We start from the raw sequence: 18,941 nt of genomic DNA, 5'->3' as shown, positions 1-18,941 counted from the left end.
TCGGTGTGCCGGGTGGAAGTGCTCGTACGGGACGTACTCGCGCTTTCGCCCGGCGCGGCGAGAGCGCGTGCCAGGCGTCGCGGGGCAGAGGGGATGGTGACGACAGGCCCTAGCGACGGAGTCACGAGGGCACGGGTCACCGCATCAGGGGGTCACCGCGTCCGTGGGGCTCCCGTCCTCCCTTTGGCCGGTCCGGCCGCGCCGCCGGGTACGGTCGGCGGATGACCGAACACGACACGGCGCACACCACCGGACGGGCGTACGACGCCGTCGCCCAGAGCTACGCGGAGCTGTTCCCGGACCCACTGGGCGATCGCCCCTTGGAACGGGCGCTGCTCGGGGCGTTCGCGGAGTTGGCGGGCGCGGTGAGCGGCCAGGTCGTGGACCTGGGGTGCGGACCGGGACAGGTCACGGCTCACCTTCGGGAGCTGGGCCTGGACGCCTTCGGGGTGGACGCTTCGCCGGTGATGGTCGGGCTGGCCCGGGAGGCGTACCCGGAGATGCGGTTCGAGGTGGGCTCGATGGAGGCCCTGGAGATCGGCGACGGGTCGCTCGCCGGGGTGCTGTCGCGATGGTCCGTGATCCACACACCGCCGGAGGAGCTGCCGGGGGTACTGGAGGAGATCGCCCGCGTCCTGGCTCCGGGCGGTCAGGTGCTCTTCGAGTTTCCCGCCACGGACGGACCCGAGCAGGAGACGCAGGAGTACGACCACACGGTGGTCACGGCCTACCGGTGGGATCCCGACCGGTTCGCCGGGTTGCTGCGCGCGCAGGGGCTCATCGAGTCGGCGCGCCTGGTGATGGAGCCCGTGGCGACGAACAAGAGGCAGTTCCGCGAGGTGCACTTGCTGGCCACGAGGGCGTAGACCGCCCGGGACGGACCCGGTTCCAGGCCAAGGCTGCTCGGCCTGGGACGGGCCTGTCTCGGCCTGGCCTGGCCGGGGCTGGGGCGGCGCGGGCTGGGGCTGGGCTGGGGCGGCCTGGGCTGGGGCTGGGGCCGCGGTGGCGCCTGGAGACCCTGCGCCGGGCAGGCCGTCGCGCATCGCACGCGTCCTCTCGCACGACGTCTTTCGGACACACGGCCTACTAGCATGTGGCCATGTCCCCTTCACCTGCGCGCGTCGAACTGTCCCCCCTCACCCTCGCCGACGAGGAGGAGTTCTGCTCGCTGGTCAGGGCGAGTGCCGAGCTGCACTCCCCCTTCATGCAACTGCCTTCGGAAGTGACGGAGTTCCGCAGTTGGATGACGCGTTTCGAGGACGGCGGCAACCGGGGGTACCTGATCCGCGTGCGGGAGACCGGTGAGGCGGCCGGCACCGTCAACATCAACTCGATCATCAGGGGCCGCTACCAGGGTGCGTCCCTCGGCTACGCGGCCTTCGCCCCGTCCGCGGGGCGCGGCTACATCACGGAGGGGCTGGGGCTGGTCCTGGAGCACGCCTTCCACGACTTGCGGCTCCACCGGCTGGAGGCCAGCATCCAGCCGGCGAACAAGGCGTCCCTGGCCGTGGTGAAGCGTCTGGGGTTCCGGTTCGAGGGTGTGTCCCCGGACTACCTGTACATCAACGGTGCCTGGCGGGACCACGAGCGCTGGTCGCTCTCCGCGCCGGCGCCCTGGACGCCCGATCCCTCCCTTCCCGAGGTGTAGGCGCCGGCACACACCGGAGAAGCATCGCGGGCCCGGGCACCCCCCCGTGGGCAGCGCGAAGAAAATCGTTTCTCATGACGGGGTTCGCGATCTAGGGTCGGCGACGTGGCAACGAAACTGAACCAGATCATCGCAGTGGAGAAGGGCGTCAAGTCCCGCGCGCACCAGGACCTGACGGCGGCACATCACGGCCTGCAGAAGCCCGCGTTGCTTGCCGGTATCTCCCGTACCTACCAGCCGAAGGACGAGGAGGGCGAGCAGCTGCCGCCCGAGTCGACGCTGGTGCAGGTGAAGGCGGAGGACGTCCTGCGCGAGACCGCGCGGGTGCTCACCCGTCTCTTCGATGTGACGGCCACGAAGGACTGGGCGAACTGCGAGGCCCGGGCGGACATCACGGTCGACGGGCGGGTGCTCGTCGCGCGGGTGCCGGTGGCCTATCTGCTGTTCCTGGAGAAGCAGTTGACGGACATCAGCACGTTCGTCCGCAAGCTTCCCGTGCTGGACGCCGCCGAGTCGTGGACGCAGGACCCGTCGACGGACGCGTGGAAGACCGAGGTCGTGCGGACGGTCCGTACGAAGAAGGTCCCGCGCAACCACGTGAAGGCGGAGGCCACGGACAAGCACCCGGCCCAGGTCGAGGTGTACTACGAGGACGTGCCCGTCGGTTACTGGACCACGGTGAAGTTCTCGGGCGCGCTGCCGGCCCGCCGGGTGAACGAGCTGCTGGCGCGGGTGGAGAACCTGCAGCAGGCGGTGAAGTTCGCCCGCGAGGAGGCGAACAGCGCCGAGGTCACCGACCAGCGGGTCGGCGACGCCGTCTTCGGCTACCTCTTCGGGTAGCGGGGACACCCCATGAACTCCCCGGCCACAGAAAACGGTCGGGGTGCGCGAGGAGCGCAAAGCTGAAGCTGAGCCTTGTCGTGACATCCGCGGTTCCAGTGGAGGTTCGAATCCTCCTCCCGGCACTCCTGCCGGGATAGCCCAATCAGGCAGAGGCAGACCGCGGTCAATCTCAGACTATTGCTCCAGACTCAGCATGCGCCGCTCATCGCCGGATCGACCGGGCCCGGGCCCTGCTGCGTCGAAATGCCAGTTCGAATCTGGTCCGCCGAGCTCGATCGGCGGTGGTCCAAAGGCAGGACGCGACGCAATGACGAATGACCCGGGTCCTCAAGTGTGCCGGCGTGTGATGTGAGCGGCATCGACAGGGTCCGGGGGCAGGCTACGCCCTCGGACCCGCTCCCGTTTCGGGTCCCTTCCGGCGTTACCGGTCCTACCGGCCCTACCGGCCCTACCGGAGACACCTCCGGACGCACCATCGGACACACCACCGGACACACCACCGAGGTATACCTCCCCGCGCTCCACCCCCTCGCGTCGACGTCGACTTCGTCCGTCCGCCGGGTGGTCGCACCGGACCGGTCCCGACTCGACGGGCTTCCCCGGGTGATCGCCGGTCGGCACGACGGGCGTTCGCCCGTCGGCATCCTGAGCTGTTCGTGTTCGAGGGCCTGTCGACGCTCCCGCACCTCACACCCCTCCCGTCGTTCTCCGTCACGGTTTGACGTGCGCCTCCGACTGCGCCGGGCGCGCCTCTTCAACGGGGAACAGCCCCCCAGCGCTCGCTGAATCCGGTGAATGCGGCGGGGAGTTGGTTGGATCGCCCGTCGGCTCGGGCACCTTCTCGCCAGCGGTCCTCACGGTCGAGAGGCACACGAATGACGAGCCACGCCACCGAAGTTGATCTGGAAGCGATTCTCCGGCACGAGCTGCGCGCGACGGCCACCGACGCGCGGTGGACGGTCGACGCGGACGAGATGTGGTGCCGCCTGGCACCGCGGTCCGGTACGCGGCGGGAGCAGGGGTGGAAGCTGCACGTGTCGGCGACGACGGCGTCCGCGCCGACGGTTCTGACCCGTGCGCTCGGCGTGCTCCTGAAGGACACATCGGGGTTCAAGTTCGCCCGGTCGCTGGAGCAGGTGAGCGCGCTCAACTCCCGTGCCACGCCCCGGGGAAGCTCGGGAAAGTTCCTCACCGTGTATCCGCGCTCCGACGCCGACGCGGCCGCACTCGCCCGGGAGTTGCACCGGGCGACCGCGGGGCTCGCCGGGCCGCGGATCCTCTCCGACCAGCCCTACGCCGTGCGCAGTCTGGTGCACTACCGCTACGGGGCCTTCGTCGGCCGGCGCCGGCTGTCCGACGACGGTCTGCTCGTGTGGTTCATCGAGGACCCGGACGGCAACCCCGTGGAGGACAAGCGCACCGGGCAGTACTCGCCGCCGTCCTGGGCCGTGTGTCCGTTCCCCGCTGCGCCGGCGGCCGCGCCGCGCAGCGGGGGCACCAAGGGCGGTCCGGTGGTGCTCGCCGGCAGGTTCGCCGTGCGGGAGGCGATCCGGCACACCAACAAGGGTGGCGTCTACCGGGGCAGTGACGTGACCACGGGGGCCGGCGTCGTCATCAAGGAGGCCCGGCCGCACGTGGAGGCCGACGCCTCGGGGTACGACGTGCGGGACTGGCTGCGCGCCGAGGCGGACATGCTGGAACGGCTCAAGGGTCTGGGGCTCGCTCCGGAGCCGCTGGGCATGTTCGAGCACGGCGGGCACGTGTTCCTGGCCCAGGAGGAAGTGCCGGGTGTGACGCTGCGGACCTGGGTCGCGGAGCACTTCCGCGACGTGGGCGGCGAGCGCTACCGGGCGGACGCCCTGGCGCAGGTCCGGCGGCTGGTGGAGCTGGTCGAGGCGGCGCACGCGCGGGGATGCGTGCTGCGGGACTTCACTCCGGGGAACGTCATGGTCCAGCCGGACGGGGAGCTGCGCCTCATCGACCTGGAGCTCGCCGTCCACACGGGCGAGACCGCGGTGCCGACCCGCGTGGGGACCCCCGGCTTCAGCGCCCCGGAGCGGCTGGCCGACGCGCCGGTGCATCCGACGGCCGACTACTACAGCCTCGGCGCCACCGCCTGCTTCGTCCTGGCCGGCAAGGTGCCGAACCTGCTGGACGAGAAACCCGTCCGCCCGGACGAGCACCCCGGCGCGGCGACGGATGCGTCAACGGGGGCCATGCCCCACGAGACGCCCGGCGTGACGACCGACGAGGCGCCCGGAACCGCGGTCGGAGCCCTGGCCGAGGAGGCCGAGGCGCGGGCGGAGGCGGGCAGCGGTCCGCTTCCGGCCGGCAGGACCACCGAGGAACGGCTCGCCGCGTGGCTGGCCGCCTGTGCGGGGTCGCTGCGGCTGCCGGACGGCGTGATCGAGGTGATCCTCGGGCTGATGCGGGACGACCCCGCCGAACGCTGGGACCCGCGACGGGCCCGTGAGGCCCTCCGCACGGCGGAGGACAGGGGTCCGGTGCCCGTGGCCGCCTCCCGAAGTACGCGGGGCGACGAGGTGCGGGACGCGGTGAGCGGGATGGTCGACCACCTCGTCGACTCCATGACGCCTTCCGACGAGCAGCGCTTGTGGCCCGTGTCCACCCGGTCCGGGGAGAGCGATCCCTGCACGGTGCAGCAGGGTGCGGCCGGTGTACTGGCCGTCCTGACGCGCTACTTCGAGCTCACCGGCGACCCGCGGCTGCCCGGACTGCTCGCGGCGGCGGGGCGGTGGATCGAGGACCGCACCGACCCGCGGGCGATGCGGCCCGGCCTGCACTTCGGCGGACGCGGCACGGCCTGGGCGCTCTACGACGCCGGGCGCGCCATCGATGACGACCGGCTCGTGAACCACGCGCTGACCCTGGCGCTGGCGCCCCAGCGGAGGACGCCCCACCACGACATCACCCACGGCTCCGCGGGCAGCGGACTCGCGGCCCTGCACCTGTGGAACCGCACCGGGGACGCGCGCTTCGCCGAGCTGGCCGTCGACGCGGCCGACCGGCTGACCGCCGCGGTCCAGCGCGAGGCGGGCGGAGTGGGCTGGCCGGTCCCCGCGGAAGTCGCGTCGTCCGAGGGGGGCAAGCGGTACCTCGGCTTCGCCCACGGGACGTCGGGCATCGGCACCTTCCTCCTCGCCGCGGCCGCCGTCTCCCGGCGCCCGGCACACCTCGACCTGGCGGTGGAAGTCGGCGAGAACCTGCTGGCCGACGCCGTGCGCGTCGGCGAGACGGCTCAGTGGCCGGCCCAGTCCGGCGACGTGCCCACCGCTCCGTACTGGTGCCACGGCTCGGCCGGCATCGGGACCTTCCTCGTCCGCCTGTGGCAGGCCACCGGTGACGACCGTTTCGGCGACCTCGCCCGCCGCAGCACGTACGCCGTCGCCGAGCGTTCCTCCCGCGCCGCCCTGACCCAGTGCCACGGCCTGGCGGGCAACGGTGACTTCCTCCTCGACATGGCCGACGCCACCGGTGACCCGGAGTACCGCGCCATGGCCGAGGACCTCGCCCACCTCCTGCTCGCCGAGAGGGCCCACCACCACGGCCACGTGGTCTTCCCCAACGAGTACGGGGACGTCTCGACCAGCTGGAGCGACGGATCGGCCGGAATCCTGGCCTTCCTCCTGCGGATCCGTCACACAGACCCCCGGCACTGGATGGTCCAGCCGCCGGTGTGAGCGACAGCAGAGGCTGCCGCCACTTCACAGAGAAGGAGAACGTCATGGAGAACCAGGACATCGAACTGCTCGCCCAGCTCCACGCCCTTCCCGAGACCGACCCGGTCGGCGTCGACGGCGCGCCCTTCGCCGCCACCTGTGAGTGCGTCGGCCTGCTGACGCTCCTCAACACGGTCTGCATCGGCATCAGCTGCGCGTAGGACAGGCTGCACCATCCGGCCGGCGGCCCTAACCCGGGACGGCCGTCGGCCGGACTCCTACCGCACCAGATCCTGAGGAACGGCGCGGCCGCCCTCGGCCGCGCCTCGCACCGGACCGAAGGTCCGGTCACCCGCGGGCCGAACCGCCTTGGTGCGGTCCGGCCCGCATCCCGCGTGACCGGCCCGGAGCCCCTCCCCCGCCCCGGGCGCGGGCGCGGGCGACCACGGACGGCGAACCGGAGACGAGGACCAGCCCATGCAGCGACACGCCGGCGACGACGATCTCGACCGCGCCGTCCTCCTGACGGCCTCCCCCGCCGGGCCGCACACGCCACGCGCCCCCGGGCCCCCGTACGCCATCAGCACCCGCGGACTGGTCAAGAGCTACCCCGGGCCCGACGGCACGACCACCCACGCCGTACACGGCCTGGACCTGGACGTGCGGCAGGGCGAGACGTTCGCCTTCCTCGGCCCGAACGGCGCCGGGAAGTCCACCACCATCTCCCTGCTGTGCGCCCTCGCCCGTCCCACCGCCGGCCGCGCCACCGTGGCCGGCGCCGACGTGTCCACCCAGCCCCACCGGGTGCGCCGGCAGGTCGGCATGCTCTTCCAGCACAGCGCCGTGGACCCGGACCTGACGGCCGAGCAGAACCTCCACATCCACGCCCGCCTCTACGGCATGCGGCGAGCCGACGCCCGACGCCGCGCGGCCGAGGTGCTCGAGACGGCCGGTCTCGGCGACCGGCGGCGCTCCCCCGTCCGCACCCTGTCGGGCGGCATGCGCCGCCGCCTGGAGATCGCCCGCCAGCTCCTGCACGCCCCCCGCGTGCTCTTCCTGGACGAGCCCACCACCGGTCTCGACCCCCACGCCCGCGCACAGGTCTGGCAGCACCTCCGCGCCCTGCGCGAGCAGCACGGCAACACCCTCTTCGTCACGACGCACTACCTGGACGAGGCGGAGCACTGCGACCGCATCGCCATCATCGACCGCGGCCGACTGGTCGCCCAGGGCACCCCCCTTGCGCTGAAGAACGCCATCGGCGACGACCGCGTCGTCCTGAGCACCGGTGACGACCCGCGCGCCCACCGGATCGTCCACGCGCTCGCCCCACCCGGGAGCTCCGTCGTCGTCGCCCCGGACGGGGTCTGCCTGCGCGTGCCGGACGGCAGCTCCTGGATCCCCCGCCTCTGCGCGGCCCTGGGGCGTCATGACATCGCCGTCCACGCCGCCTCCGCGACCCCGCCCACGCTCGACGACGTCTTCTTCCACCACACCGGCCGCGCCTTCGACGCCCCGCAAGCCGGCAGGCCGGCCCCCCAACCCGCCCCGCTCCAGGCCAGGGCAGAATCCGAGGGCGGACGATGACCACCGTGAGCCGGCAGGCGTCCGGCGACCCCGAGAACACCGACGAGGCCGACAGCCTTGGCGGCACCACCGGACCGGTGCCGCGGGACGACGGCGGCCATGCCGACGACTCGGGCGCCCTCCGCGGCCCGCGCAGCTCGGGCAGAATCCGAGGCCCGGAGGGCGCGAACGGCGTCGGTGGCCCGCACGACGCCGACGGAAGGGGCGATGCCGATGGGCCCGTCGACGAGCGCCCCTTCCGCCTGCGGCACGAGCTCCGCGCGGTCCACGCCCTGATCCACCGCGATCTCCTGCGGCTGGCCGGCTACCGCACCCAGACCGCCCTGATGCTGCTCCAGCCCGCGCTCTACCTGCTCATCCTCGGCGGCGGACTGGCGGCCCTCATCCCCCGTTCCCAACTGGGCGTCGGCTACCAGACCTACCTCTTCCCGGGCATCCTGATGATGACCGTGCAGACCCCCGCCATCATGGTCGGCGTACGGCTCATCACCGACCGCCAGAGCGGGTACCTGCGCGAACTCCTCATGGCTCCCGTCCACCGCACCACCCTCCTCCTGGGGAACGCCGCGGGAGGCACCCTCGTCGCCACCGTCCAGGGAGCCGTCCTGCTCGGCCTGGCCCGCGCCGTCGGCCTCCCCTACGATCCGCTGCTCCTGGCGCTGCTGCTCGCGGCCATGGTCCTGGCCTCGTTCACCATCACCGCCCTGGCGCTCGCCCTCGCCGTGAGCCTCAGCCGACCCGACCTGTTCCACACCCTGCTCGGCCTGGTGATGATGCCCCTCCTCTTCCTCTCGGGCGGCTTCTTCCCCCTCTCCTCAATGCCCGGCTGGGCGCACACCCTGGCCGCTGCCAACCCCCTCGCGTACGCGGTGGACCTGCTGAGGCGCTGCATCATCCTGCGCGTACCCGACCAGGCATCCGTCAGCGGCATCGAGTGGGCGGGCGGGCCACCGCCCCTGCTCGTCGAGGCGGCACTGCTCCTCGCCACGGGGCTCCTCGCCCTCCTCTGGGCGGCACGGCGCTTCAGCCGCCCGGAATGACCGCTCACCGAGCCATTTCTGACGGGCGGTGCGCAGACCTCGCCAGTGCCGTCGCCGGGAGGCGATGACGCTCGCGAGGTCGATTGTCAGTGGTGGGTGAGAGGCTAGGAGCATCCAGTCGGAAAGAGGGGGATGCGGCCTTGTCCGGAAACCAGAACTACATCAACCACGTTGCTCTCGTATTGGACGCGAGTTCGTCCATGTCGCACCTGAGCCGTAAAGTCGTCGAGGTCGCCGATCAGCAGATCGAGTACCTCGCCCGACGGTCGAGGGAACTGGACCAGGAAACCCGCGTGACGGTGTACGCGTTCGCCGACAAGGTGGAATGCGTCATCTACGACAAGGACGTGCTGCGCATGCCGTCCCTGAAGCAGCTCTACCGCGTCGGCGGCATGACGGCCCTGCTCGCGGCGGCCCTCAAGTCCCAGAACGAGCTGGCCCAGACGGCGCAGCTCTACGGCGACCACAGTTTCCTGACCTTCGTCCTGACCGACGGCCAGGAGAACGCCAGCCACCGCTGCCCGGACTCCCCCACCAAGAACGCGCGCGAGCTGGTGAAGTCCGTCTCCGAGATGATCTCGACGCAAGGCGACAACTGGACGCTCGCCGTACTGGTACCCGACCAGATGGGCAAGCGTGAGGCGATGAACTGTGGTTTCCCGAAGGAGAACATCGCCATCTGGGACGCCACGAGCACCCAGGGCCTCGAAGAGGCCGGCCAGGTTATCCAGGAGGCCACGGAGAAATTCATGATCGGCCGCACCAAGGGAATTCGTGGTTCTCGCGCCGTCTTCTCCACGGGCGCCGACGCGGTCAACAAGGACACCATCAAGGCCGCCGGCCTCAAGCCCGTCGACCCCTCCGCCTACCACCTGGTCCCCGTCGCCCGCGACGCCGCCATCCGCGAGTGGGTCACCGAGTCCGGACACACCTACCGGACCGGCTGCGCCTTCTACCAGCTGAGCAAGTCCGAGAAGGTCCAGGCGCGCAAGCAGATCGCCGTCCTCGACAAGAAGACCAACAGCGTCTACACCGGCCCCGAGGCCCGCGCCCTCCTCGGCCTCCCCGACGTCGAGGTCCGCGTCAAGCCCGACCACAACGACGACTTCACCATCTTCGTCCAGAGCACCAGCGTCAACCGCAAGCTCCTCGCCCAGACCCAACTCCTCATCATGAACTGACCCCACCCACCCCAGGGCCCGCGCACCCACCCCGGCAGCGCGGGCCCACGCATCCCCTCCGCGCACCTCCCCGTCCCTCCGGCCCCGTCCCGCGGTGCGGCCGACTGGCCCGCTTCGTCGCCCGGCCTGGTGCGCCTACGTGCTGGCCCGCAACCACTGGGAGGGCTCAGACTCCCTCGTGATCTGATGCTGCTGCCCAGCGACGGATGTGTAGGTCGGGATGGACTCGGGCAGATGCGAGTGTGCATTCAAGGAGTTTGTGCATGGATGGCGGATACGCTGCACGGGAGGTGGGCAGGCCCAAGAGGACACGGTGGCGCGTCTGCAGGTCGGTGGCTTCGGCGAACACCCGCATGGATGCCTCCAGCCACGCGGCCTTGACCTCCTGCGACTCGTCCAAGGCGGGATCACGTACCCCGCCGGGTCCGTACGCCGGGGACCGATCTGCACGCACGGGTACGTGGGCGCTGTACCAAGCACGCACAGCACCAGCTCGCTCAGCATCCGTGCCGACCCTCAGATAGTCGACCAGGGCCGTCATCACACGGCGCCGGCCGAATGCGTAGACCGCCGGCTCGACGAACCAGCGGCAGAAGCTGGGATCTGGGTCATATACGGCTGCAGCCATCAACGGGGCGAACAACTCCTCCTTCAGCGTTGCGCGTTCGAGCAGGGGCTTTCGCACTGCATGGGCGAGCCGGCGGGCCTGGTCGTTCGGCTGCACGGTGACGTCTCCGACACCCAGCAGTCGAGCCACCTCAGTCGCGCATGTCAGGAATGAACGCGGTTCTATGCCGCTCTGCTCGTCTTCAGCCACAGCAGCATTCTGGCCTGGCCATATCTGCAGGCGCAGCACCGATGACCGCTGACCTTGCGAGGAAGGACAGTCGCTCGACCTTCTCTGGGTGGAACGATCACGGTATGGCTGGTGTGATCACAGCTTCAGAGCCGTCCTGATTCCTCGGTAACGCGCTGTGGGAGCCGGCGGTAGCCACCAGTCCGATCGAGCGCCGGGGGCCGATGCCCTGCGCTCATCCCGGCTTTCCACAGCGCAGGTGTAGGCAGCCTCGCGGGCACCGCACGCACGCCTGGAGTCGTCTGTACATTCGATCCCTTTATCCAGAGCGGCGGTGCTCGGTGTCCTCAAGGTCACCAACGTCAGCACCGGCCGCTTGATCACTCGCTGGTGTCGGTGGCGCGAGTCCGCCGCACGGTGACCTCCTCACGCTGCAGAGCCGTCAGAGCTCCCGAGAAGACCGGGGCTTGTGGGGTGCGCTGGTGCCACGAACGGCTAGTGAGCTGGCGGACCTACCGGATGGTCGAGTCCTGGAATCAGGTCGCTGCGTGGCCCGCATGCGCTCGCCTCCAGCGCAAACACCGCACCTCTGAGGGAGGAAAAAGTTGATCCACTGCAGCATGGACTGGCCGGGAGGACGCACGACATCCCCTTCGTCGACGACACCGGCCAGCTACTTGCGAAGCGACGCATCACCGACGACGCGGCCGGCTACAGGAACCTGATGGACCTGCTCGCCGAGTACGGCGACACGGAGGAGACCCCGATCCCGGTCGCGATCGACGATGGGTGAAGAACAACCGGCTCAACCGTAGGTGATCCCTCTACGACTCACCGCCCCTCGGAGGTCGCTCCGCAGCGTGCTTGAATCACCGAATGATCGACTGGTCCACACTCCACGACGCCTACGGTCCGGCACAAGCCATACCCGGGCTGCTGGACCGAGCCATCGGTCGTGATCAGGAGGCCATCGACTGGCTTTGGGGGCGCTTGTGCCACCAGGGGACGATCACCCCGGCGAGCATCGCCGCACTGCCGCAGCTGGCGGACATCGCGAAGACCAAAGGCGACGGGGACTGGGCGCTCGATCTGGCCGGAGCCATAGCGGGTGGCCTCCTTCAACCTCACGGCGCCGACGAAGAAGTCGCACGCTGCACAGCGGCCTTGGCCGAGCTTCGCGCCCTGGCCGCCGCCCGGCTGCGGTCTGGCCTGGAAGGAATGACCTACCTGAGCCGGCTGCGGGCGATGCTCGCGTTCGACGGCCACATCTTGTGGCTCGAGGTCCTGGACGGCTTCACCGATTCCTTCGTCACTGTCGCCTGTCCGCACTGCGACGCACCGGTGACGATCGCGGTCGGCGACTACGGTTGCTACTCCTCGATCCGGGACTGGCATCTGGGGGATGTCCACCAGGTCCCGCTCCGACCGGCCGTCCCGCAGGAGCTGACCGGCACCGGGAGGATGTTGTACGAGTCGGCCGTACGCGATGACCAGCAACGGCTTGCCTGGGGCCTGACGCACCTGTTCGGTCAGGCCGAATGCCCAGGGTGCGGGAGCGTCTTCGGCATCGCGGACGAATACGCGGCCGCCAATGCACCCGCCCCCTGGGACTTCGCCCGAGGTCACACCATCGACGCTCTCTGGTGACCACCGGAAATCCCCGCCACGGCGCGGATATGGTCCGCAAGGGGCGGCCATGGAGCCTTGCGCTGGAGGACCGGGCACTGCCGGTCACGGCCCACTGGCGCACGAACCTGACCATGCGACAGCTCAGGCCGCTGTTCTGGGTCTCCAAGTCGGCGGCGGACCGGATCATCGACTGTCTCGGACCGATGCTCGCCCTCACGATCGCCGACGGTGGCTACCCAGGCACCGGACTTGTCCGGCCGATCATGCGACTGACGCCTGATCGGTTCGTTGCGCCGGGCGTGGGGCGTGGAGGATGCGGTGGCCTGTCGGACGCGGAGTGAGAGCGGCTGCGGCCGTTCCTGCCGATGAGCAGCGGTCGGTGGGGACGGTGGCGCGATCACCGGCTGGTAATCGACGGGATCCTGCACCGGGTGCAGACCAGGGCGCATTGGCGTGACCTCCCGGAGCGGTTCGGTTCGTGGAAAGGCCGCTGACGGGCGCCATCGGCTGTGGTCCCCGGACGGAATGCGGGAGCGTCTGCTCCAGCAGGTACAGGCTGTGGTGGACGCGGTCGGTGAGATCGACCGCGCCGTCTCGGTCGATCTCCACCATCATCCGGGCGCATACACGCGGCCGGCCACCGGACGCCACTGTCTGGCTACGAACGTGCCCCCGATGACGTCGACGGCTCTTCATTGCAGCCGTGGTCGGACCCTTCGGCGAGGAGCTCGGCCAAGCTTGTCAGCGGTGTTGTCATCGGCCACGGTGCACGTTCTTCGCGGCCCGTCCAAGTCAGGAGAACGACAGCCCAGGGGAACAAATGGCTCGCGACGCTGAACAGGACGTCGTCGCATCCTTCACATCGCGCCACAGCGGTGGCCTCCACCCCGTGCAGCGGGTGTCCATGCAGAAGCTCGCGATGCAGTTCAAGATCGAAGTCGCGCATCCCGCCATCAGGCACCCGCCACGGCGCGGGCAGAAGCGACGGGTCCTCCGGCATGTGCATCACGATGTCGCTGCGGTGCAGAAACTCCGGGAACGCCCAGAGTTCCGTGCCGATCTATTCCGCGAACGGCATTGGCCCGACCCCCGTCGAACCCTGGAGGCCACTTCGCCGCCCTGCCCGGCTGAGCCCGGCCGTACGAGCGTCGGGCCGCACATGCGGAGAGCCATGTCTCCGGACCGGCGTGGCAGCATGCGGGAATGCTCTATCGACATCCCGACGGCGACTACGCGATCACCACGATGTACTCCGTGCCCGATGACGCCTGGTATCTGGAACTGCACCTCGCGGCCCGGCAGCGTCATCTCGTGACCGCGATCGTTCCCGATGAGGATCCGGCACGGGAGCCGACAGTGCGGTTCGGCCGGAACGCGGAGCGCGCTGCCGTCCCGTATGAGGTCATGCGCTGGTTCCTGCACCAGGTCGATGTGGAGATACGTAGCTCCCGCGCCTGGATGCGGCTGAGGTCGGAGCTCGTCGAGATCATCTACCAGCTGCGTCAGGAGCGCATGGGGGTCGTCGACGATGAGGAATTCCCTCAGGTTCTGGCAGACATACGCTCCAGGGTTCCCGAGGAAGACGTCCGCGTCGTTCTGGAGGCAGCGTTCGGGCGGAGTCCTGACGGCGCCATGAAGCCCGTCGGGTGACGTAGACCGTCGGCAAAGGGCTGTGGATCCGTTCGGGCCGACGGCCGCGCACCGGACATCGGCTCATGGGCGGCGTGGGCGCGCTGTGATCTCACAGCGGCAGGAGGCGCGCCGGCGTCCGCTGGACGTCCGTCCAGGGCGCGGGTCGAACGGCCGTCAGATGGGTCGAGCCACCTGGAAGTCACCCTGCACGACGCCGTACTCCCCCGACGTCTCCCAGCAGGTGAAGCGGCTGCCGACGAGTTCTGTCAGGGCGATCCCCAGGTCTTCGGCCAGTCCGGCGGCGACGGTCCTGTCCGTCCGGGTGGGGTCCTGGGTGTCCTGGTAGCGGGCCAGGGCTCCTCGCAGCTCGACGACCACGTACTCCACACGGCCGCCGTCACCGGGCGTCGATCCATCGCCGTGCTGATCGTGGAGGAGGCTCGAAGGCCGGCCGCAGAGCCCACAGACCGCATCGTTTCGTGAGGCATCCACGGCCGCATCGTACGTTCCTCTCCACCCGTGGCGGACATCGGTGGCCCCTGCGGAGAGCGCCCGAACGGGCCTGGTGACGGGGCGGCTCGGGCGTGGGGCGGTGGGGTGAGGCGCGTCTCACCGGGGTGGGGACGCTTGCTATGCACTTCGTTGCATAGCAAGATCTGGGTATGGCGCTCGACCACGCGATCCTCGTGTCCCTGCTGGAGAAGCCCGGGTCCGGCTATGAGCTGGCCCGGCGGTTCGAGCGGTCCATCGGGTACTTCTGGACGGCGACGCACCAGCAGATCTACCGCGTGCTCAAGCGGATGGAGCAGGACGGTTGGATCGATGTCCGGGAGGTGCCTCAGCAGGGGCGGCCGGACAAGAAGGAGTACTCGGTGGCGGGGCGGGGGCGTGAGGCGCTGGCCGCGTGGCTGCACGAGCCGATCGAGCCGGAGAGCGTGCGGCACGATCTCGCGGTGAAGATCCGGGGGGCCGCCTTCGACGATCCGGCCGGCCTGATCAGCGAGGTGCGGCGGCACAAGGAGGCGCACGCGGGGCGACTCGCCCACTACCTGGCCGGGGAAGCGCGGGATTTCGGGGAAGCGCCCGAGGACGGAGCCCTCGATGCCGAACGGGAGCTCCAGCACGTGGTGCTGCGGGGCGGCATCGCGTACGAACGGATGATGATCGCCTGGCTCGACGACGTCCTCGCGACGCTCGACAGGTTCCGCGCCGGGCCGTGAGCGGCGTCCCTCGGGCGGCCCACGCAGGTGGCCTCCCATGAGCGGCGCCGACCGGGTGGCGTCGTCCGGGCGGCGTCGCCGAGGCGACCTCCCCGCGCGGCCCGCAGGTGTGCGACTCGGCCGCGCGTCCGCCCCTCCACTTCCGCGCCGCGCGCCCGGCGTGGAGGGCGGCTCCGCCCGCAGATCTCCTCAGGACCATTTCCCGTACCAGTACCAGTACCAGCACGACCACCCTCATCACGAGCCGGAAAGGCGGACGTCATGGCCGACGCGCTGCTGTTCAACCCGAACACCTACGACCCCGTGCACTTCGACCCGGAGACCCGCCGGCTGCTGCGCGCCACCGTCGACTGGTTCGAGGCGCGGGGCAAGCGCCGGATCATCGAGGACTACCGGACGCGGGTCTGGCTGGGCGACTTCCTGGCGTTCGCGGCCGAGGAGGGGCTCTTCTCGACCTTCCTGACGCCCTCCTCGGACGCGGGCGAGGCGGAGGGCGACAAGCGCTGGGACACCGCGCGCATCGCCGCCCTGAACGAGATCCTCGGGTTCTACGGTCTGGACTACTGGTACGCCTGGCAGGTCACCATCCTCGGCCTCGGTCCGGTCTGGCAGAGCGACAACGCCGCGGCCCGCGCCCGTGCCGCCGAACTCCTCTCCCAGGGTGAGGTGTTCGCCTTCGGCCTGTCGGAGAAGGCGCACGGCGCGGACATCTACTCCACCGACATGCTCCTGGAGCCGGACGGCGAGGGCGGCTTCCTCGCCACGGGCTCGAAGTACTACATCGGCAACGGCAACGCGGCCGGACTCGTCTCCGTCTTCGGCCGTCGGACCGACGTCGAGGGGCCGGAGGGGTACGTCTTCTTCGCCGCCGACAGCCGGCACTCGGCGTACCACCTCGTGAAGAACGTCGTGGACTCGTCCAAGTTCGTGAGCGAGTTCCGCCTGGAGCAGTACCCGGTCACGGCCGAGGACGTCCTGCACACCGGCCGCGCCGCGTTCGACGCCGCTCTGAACACCGTCAACGTCGGCAAGTTCAACCTCTGCACCGCGTCGATCGGCATCTGCGAGCACGCGATGTACGAGGCCGTCACCCACGCGCAGAACCGCATCCTGTACGGCCGCCCGGTCACCACCTTCCCGCACGTGCGGCGGGAGCTGACCGACGCGTACGTGCGACTCGTCGGCATGAAGTTGTTCAGCGACCGTGCCGTCGACTACTTCCGCACGGCCGGCCCCGACGACCGTCGCTACCTCCTCTTCAACCCGATGACGAAGATGAAGGTGACCACGGAGGGCGAGAAGGTCATCGACCTGATGTGGGACGTCATCGCGGCCAAGGGCTTCGAGAAGGACAACTACTTCGCCCAGGCGGCCGTCGAGATCCGTGGCCTGCCCAAGCTGGAGGGCACGGTCCACGTCAACCTGGCGCTGATCCTGAAGTTCATGCGCAACCACCTGCTGGACCCCGTCGCCTACGAGCCCGTCCCGACGCGCCTGGACGCGGCCGACGACACGTTCCTCTTCCAGCAGGGTCCGGCCAGGGGCCTCGGCTCCGTCCGCTTCCACGACTGGCGCGGCGCCTACGACGCGTACGCCCACCTGCCGAACATCGCCCGCTTCCGCGAGCAGGCCGACGCGCTCTGCGCGTTCGTCCTCACGGCCGCGCCCGACGAGAAGCAGAGCCGTGACCTCGACCTCCTCCTCGCGGTCGGCCAGCTCTTCGCCCTCGTCGTCCACGGCCAGCTGGTCCTGGAGCAGGCCGCGCTCACCGGCCTGGACGAGGACGTCCTCGACGAGCTGTTCGCCGTCCTCGTCCGCGACTTCTCCGCGCACGCCGTGGAACTGCACGGCAAGGACTCCGCGACCGAGCAGCAGCAGCTCTGGGCGCTCGGCGCCGTTCGCCGCCCGGTCGTCGACGAGACCCGCTCGGCCCGCGTCTGGGAGCGCGTCGAAGCCCTCTCCGGTACGTACGAGATGGCTCCCTGATTCCCGGTCGACGGCCGCGGACCGCCAGGGTGGTCGACGGCCGAGACGGCTGATCGCGCACGGCCGGGCAGCCGACTGCCGACACCCGGCAGGCGGCAGTCGGCAGTCGGCAGTCGGCAGGCGGCAGTCAGCTGCCGACAAGAACGCGCCGGTGCCTTCGTCCGGAGACGAAGGCACCGGCGAAAGGCGGCAACGGCGGCGGCTACAGGCTGAGCGCGTCCTCGACGTTGTCCACCCACGCGGTGACCGAGTTGTCGGAAGCGACGTGGAAGCCGGGGGCGGGCGCCTTGAGCGGGACCTGTTCGAGGTCGGATTCCGTGGTCATCGTCAGGGCGATGGAGGAGACCGTCTTGGTCTTGAGGCTCTTCGGGTCGCCCATGAGGCCCGCGTAGGCGGACTGGCCCGGAGCGAGGCGGATGGCGTCCTCGATGCCGGGGGCGGCGCCGCGCTCGTTGGCGTGCCCGTCGAGGGAGCCGAAGGTGATGATGGGGTGGCCGAGGACGCGGCAGGGCTTGCCCGACTTGTTGGTGACCTTCAGCAGGTAGCTGCTGGTCGTCGGCTCGGCCAGGGTCGCGGTGAACGCCACGTCGTACGTGCTGCAGGGGAAGACGTCGTAGTCCGGGTCGGTCGACGGCGGGCCCGGCTTCGCGGGCTTCGTCGGCTTGGCCGTCGGCTTGGCGGACGCCGTGGGCTTGGCCGTCGGCTTCGCGGGCGGCGCGGTCGGGTCGCCCGGGGTGGCCGAGTCGGTCGGTGTGGCCGGGGCTGCAGTGGTGGGGGGCGCGGTCGGCACGTCGGCGCCGCCGCCGGCACCGTCCTCGGAAGGCCCGCAGGCCGTGAGGGCCAGTGCGGACGCGGCGACGAGGACGACGGCGGCTCTGCGGACGGTACTCATGGCGGATCTCCCCCCGATGGCAACGCACGAACTGCGTTGTGGTGGACACCAGATTCACGCCTGCGCTTCACGATTCTGTGACGACGCCTTACCGAATTCACCACGGTTCGGCCCGAGCGCGACCTCGCGGGCATTCCGGGTGGACCACGGGCGTTCACGGCGGGGTCGTGCAGCCGGGGGGGGAGGGCTGCACCACGGGGGGCGGGGGCGCGCCGCGGCTGCGGCAGTCGGCCTCACCGATGGTCACGGGCCCGGGAAGCACGGACCCGGGGTCACATGGAGCGAGCATCCCCTCGGCTGCCCCCGCGTCCGCGTCCGCGCTTCTCCCCCATCGACGGCTCACGGGCGGCTCACGCCGTCCCGGGGGCGCATTCCTTAGACTGGCGCGCATGGCATGCCGTATCAGTGAGCTCGTCATCGACTGCGCCGACCCGGAGCGCCTCGCCGTGTTCTGGGGCGAGGTGCTCGGGTACGTCGAACTGGGTCGGGAGGACGACGGCAGTATCGAGATCGGTCCACCCGGCGTCGGGTTCGGGGGGCCGCAGCCGACGCTCATCCTCAGCCCCAGCGACGATCCGCGGCTGGGGAAGCTCCCGCTGCACATCGACGTCAATCCGACCGACCGGGATCTGGAGGCGGAGCTGTCGCGGTTGCTCTCGCTCGGGGCCCGTCCCGCGGACGTGGGCCAGTCGGGTGACGAGGCATGGCACGTCCTGATGGACCCCGAGGGCAACGAGTTCTGCCTCCTCCGCAGGCAGCTCCCGCCGCTCTGACCCGCGCCGGGTCGCGGGATCGCCGGACGCGGCG

At 70.4% G+C, this 18,941-nt stretch carries 18 protein-coding genes and 2 pseudogenes; 16 read left to right on the top strand and 4 right to left on the bottom strand.

Annotated elements, in window-relative coordinates:
* The first annotated feature begins 221 nt into the window (after nt 1–221).
* From ACZ60W_RS24260 to ACZ60W_RS24225, 8 genes are all read left to right on the top strand, one after another.
* Nucleotides 222–866 carry a class I SAM-dependent methyltransferase gene (locus ACZ60W_RS24260; protein ID WP_469757453.1) on the top strand — a complete coding sequence of 215 codons (645 nt, stop codon included), beginning with the start codon at nt 222–224 and terminating at the stop codon, nt 864–866.
* Nucleotides 867–1,099: 233 nt separating this feature from the next.
* On the top strand, nt 1,100–1,648 hold the full coding sequence (locus ACZ60W_RS24255) for a GNAT family N-acetyltransferase (RefSeq protein WP_469757452.1): 549 nt from the start codon (nt 1,100–1,102) through the stop codon (nt 1,646–1,648).
* A gap of 105 nt (nt 1,649–1,753) precedes the next feature.
* Nucleotides 1,754–2,488 (top strand): DUF7873 family protein, encoded by a 735-nt coding sequence (locus ACZ60W_RS24250; RefSeq protein WP_469757451.1) that lies wholly within the window; start codon nt 1,754–1,756, stop codon nt 2,486–2,488.
* An 878-nt stretch (nt 2,489–3,366) separates the two neighbouring features.
* Complete coding sequence (locus ACZ60W_RS24245; protein ID WP_469757450.1) at nt 3,367–6,192, top strand: class III lanthionine synthetase LanKC N-terminal domain-containing protein; 2,826 nt, start codon at nt 3,367–3,369, stop codon at nt 6,190–6,192.
* A 44-nt stretch (nt 6,193–6,236) separates the two neighbouring features.
* Nucleotides 6,237–6,392: a VenA family class IV lanthipeptide gene (locus ACZ60W_RS24240; RefSeq protein ID WP_366301425.1), complete on the top strand. Its 156-nt coding sequence runs from the start codon at nt 6,237–6,239 to the stop codon at nt 6,390–6,392.
* A 256-nt stretch (nt 6,393–6,648) separates the two neighbouring features.
* Nucleotides 6,649–7,758 (top strand): ABC transporter ATP-binding protein, encoded by a 1,110-nt coding sequence (locus ACZ60W_RS24235; protein WP_469757449.1) that lies wholly within the window; start codon nt 6,649–6,651, stop codon nt 7,756–7,758.
* Nucleotides 7,755–8,798 (top strand): ABC transporter permease, encoded by a 1,044-nt coding sequence (locus ACZ60W_RS24230; RefSeq protein ID WP_469757448.1) that lies wholly within the window; start codon nt 7,755–7,757, stop codon nt 8,796–8,798. The genes ACZ60W_RS24235 and ACZ60W_RS24230 overlap by 4 nt, the downstream gene beginning before the upstream one ends.
* Before the next feature lie 140 nt (nt 8,799–8,938).
* Complete coding sequence (locus tag ACZ60W_RS24225) at nt 8,939–9,979, top strand: vWA domain-containing protein (RefSeq protein WP_469757447.1); 1,041 nt, start codon at nt 8,939–8,941, stop codon at nt 9,977–9,979.
* 166 nt (nt 9,980–10,145) lie between these two features.
* Here the strand turns inward: ACZ60W_RS24225 and ACZ60W_RS24220 are convergent, their stop codons facing one another.
* Nucleotides 10,146–10,796: a hypothetical protein gene (locus ACZ60W_RS24220; protein ID WP_469757446.1), complete on the bottom strand. Its 651-nt coding sequence runs from the start codon at nt 10,794–10,796 to the stop codon at nt 10,146–10,148.
* A 599-nt stretch (nt 10,797–11,395) separates the two neighbouring features.
* Between ACZ60W_RS24220 and ACZ60W_RS24215 the strand changes: the two are divergent.
* The 4 genes and pseudogenes from ACZ60W_RS24215 to ACZ60W_RS24200 all read left to right on the top strand — a co-directional run.
* A pseudogene (locus ACZ60W_RS24215) lies at nt 11,396–11,559 on the top strand (IS110 family transposase); the annotation flags it as partial.
* Between the two features lie 92 nt (nt 11,560–11,651).
* Nucleotides 11,652–12,422 carry a hypothetical protein gene (locus tag ACZ60W_RS24210; protein ID WP_469757445.1) on the top strand — a complete coding sequence of 257 codons (771 nt, stop codon included), beginning with the start codon at nt 11,652–11,654 and terminating at the stop codon, nt 12,420–12,422.
* Nucleotides 12,380–12,619 (top strand): annotated as a pseudogene (locus tag ACZ60W_RS24205) (transposase family protein); the annotation flags it as partial. The gene ACZ60W_RS24210 and the pseudogene ACZ60W_RS24205, both read left to right, overlap by 43 nt.
* A gap of 132 nt (nt 12,620–12,751) precedes the next feature.
* Nucleotides 12,752–12,898, top strand: coding sequence for a transposase (locus ACZ60W_RS24200; protein ID WP_469757457.1), 147 nt, complete (start codon nt 12,752–12,754; stop codon nt 12,896–12,898).
* Between the two features lie 164 nt (nt 12,899–13,062).
* Here ACZ60W_RS24200 and ACZ60W_RS24195 read toward each other — a convergent pair whose 3' ends face one another.
* Nucleotides 13,063–13,404, bottom strand: coding sequence for a hypothetical protein (locus tag ACZ60W_RS24195; RefSeq protein WP_469757444.1), 342 nt, complete (start codon nt 13,402–13,404; stop codon nt 13,063–13,065).
* A gap of 203 nt (nt 13,405–13,607) precedes the next feature.
* Here ACZ60W_RS24195 and ACZ60W_RS24190 point away from each other — a divergent pair, with 203 nt between their 5' ends.
* Nucleotides 13,608–14,054, top strand: coding sequence for a hypothetical protein (locus ACZ60W_RS24190; protein ID WP_469757443.1), 447 nt, complete (start codon nt 13,608–13,610; stop codon nt 14,052–14,054).
* A gap of 156 nt (nt 14,055–14,210) precedes the next feature.
* Here the strand turns inward: ACZ60W_RS24190 and ACZ60W_RS24185 are convergent, their stop codons facing one another.
* Nucleotides 14,211–14,423: a hypothetical protein gene (locus ACZ60W_RS24185; RefSeq protein ID WP_469757442.1), complete on the bottom strand. Its 213-nt coding sequence runs from the start codon at nt 14,421–14,423 to the stop codon at nt 14,211–14,213.
* A 275-nt stretch (nt 14,424–14,698) separates the two neighbouring features.
* Here ACZ60W_RS24185 and ACZ60W_RS24180 point away from each other — a divergent pair, with 275 nt between their 5' ends.
* Together ACZ60W_RS24180 and ACZ60W_RS24175 are read left to right on the top strand one after the other, a co-directional pair.
* Nucleotides 14,699–15,256 carry a PadR family transcriptional regulator gene (locus ACZ60W_RS24180; RefSeq protein ID WP_469757441.1) on the top strand — a complete coding sequence of 186 codons (558 nt, stop codon included), beginning with the start codon at nt 14,699–14,701 and terminating at the stop codon, nt 15,254–15,256.
* 261 nt (nt 15,257–15,517) lie between these two features.
* The gene (locus ACZ60W_RS24175; RefSeq protein WP_469757440.1) at nt 15,518–17,242 is read left to right on the top strand and encodes an acyl-CoA dehydrogenase family protein; all 1,725 of its coding nucleotides are present in this window, start codon (nt 15,518–15,520) and stop codon (nt 17,240–17,242) included.
* Between the two features lie 202 nt (nt 17,243–17,444).
* Here the strand turns inward: ACZ60W_RS24175 and ACZ60W_RS24170 are convergent, their stop codons facing one another.
* Complete coding sequence (locus tag ACZ60W_RS24170) at nt 17,445–18,134, bottom strand: DUF4232 domain-containing protein (RefSeq protein WP_469757439.1); 690 nt, start codon at nt 18,132–18,134, stop codon at nt 17,445–17,447.
* Between the two features lie 389 nt (nt 18,135–18,523).
* On the opposite strand from ACZ60W_RS24170, the gene ACZ60W_RS24165 reads away from it, so the two are divergent.
* On the top strand, nt 18,524–18,907 hold the full coding sequence (locus tag ACZ60W_RS24165; RefSeq protein WP_469757438.1) for a VOC family protein: 384 nt from the start codon (nt 18,524–18,526) through the stop codon (nt 18,905–18,907).
* Nucleotides 18,908–18,941: the final 34 nt, after the last annotated feature.

The organism is Streptomyces sp. NPDC104202, from assembly GCF_055584185.1.
This window is presented reverse-complemented; position numbering and strand designations above follow the sequence as displayed.

What these genes read in the sequence shown, in the direction of transcription:
- ACZ60W_RS24260 (WP_469757453.1), top strand. Translation starts at nt 222, where the DNA reads ATGACCGAACACGACACGGCGCACACCACCGGACGGGCGTACGACGCC.
- ACZ60W_RS24255 (WP_469757452.1), top strand. Translation starts at nt 1,100, where the DNA reads ATGTCCCCTTCACCTGCGCGCGTCGAACTGTCCCCCCTCACCCTCGCC.
- ACZ60W_RS24245 (WP_469757450.1), top strand. Translation starts at nt 3,367, where the DNA reads ATGACGAGCCACGCCACCGAAGTTGATCTGGAAGCGATTCTCCGGCAC.
- ACZ60W_RS24240 (WP_366301425.1), top strand. Translation starts at nt 6,237, where the DNA reads ATGGAGAACCAGGACATCGAACTGCTCGCCCAGCTCCACGCCCTTCCC.
- ACZ60W_RS24235 (WP_469757449.1), top strand. Translation starts at nt 6,649, where the DNA reads ATGCAGCGACACGCCGGCGACGACGATCTCGACCGCGCCGTCCTCCTG.
- ACZ60W_RS24230 (WP_469757448.1), top strand. Translation starts at nt 7,755, where the DNA reads ATGACCACCGTGAGCCGGCAGGCGTCCGGCGACCCCGAGAACACCGAC.
- ACZ60W_RS24210 (WP_469757445.1), top strand. Translation starts at nt 11,652, where the DNA reads ATGATCGACTGGTCCACACTCCACGACGCCTACGGTCCGGCACAAGCC.
- ACZ60W_RS24195 (WP_469757444.1), bottom strand. Translation starts at nt 13,404, where the DNA reads ATGCCGGAGGACCCGTCGCTTCTGCCCGCGCCGTGGCGGGTGCCTGAT.
- ACZ60W_RS24190 (WP_469757443.1), top strand. Translation starts at nt 13,608, where the DNA reads ATGCTCTATCGACATCCCGACGGCGACTACGCGATCACCACGATGTAC.
- ACZ60W_RS24180 (WP_469757441.1), top strand. Translation starts at nt 14,699, where the DNA reads ATGGCGCTCGACCACGCGATCCTCGTGTCCCTGCTGGAGAAGCCCGGG.
- ACZ60W_RS24175 (WP_469757440.1), top strand. Translation starts at nt 15,518, where the DNA reads ATGGCCGACGCGCTGCTGTTCAACCCGAACACCTACGACCCCGTGCAC.
- ACZ60W_RS24170 (WP_469757439.1), bottom strand. Translation starts at nt 18,134, where the DNA reads ATGAGTACCGTCCGCAGAGCCGCCGTCGTCCTCGTCGCCGCGTCCGCA.
- ACZ60W_RS24165 (WP_469757438.1), top strand. Translation starts at nt 18,524, where the DNA reads ATGGCATGCCGTATCAGTGAGCTCGTCATCGACTGCGCCGACCCGGAG.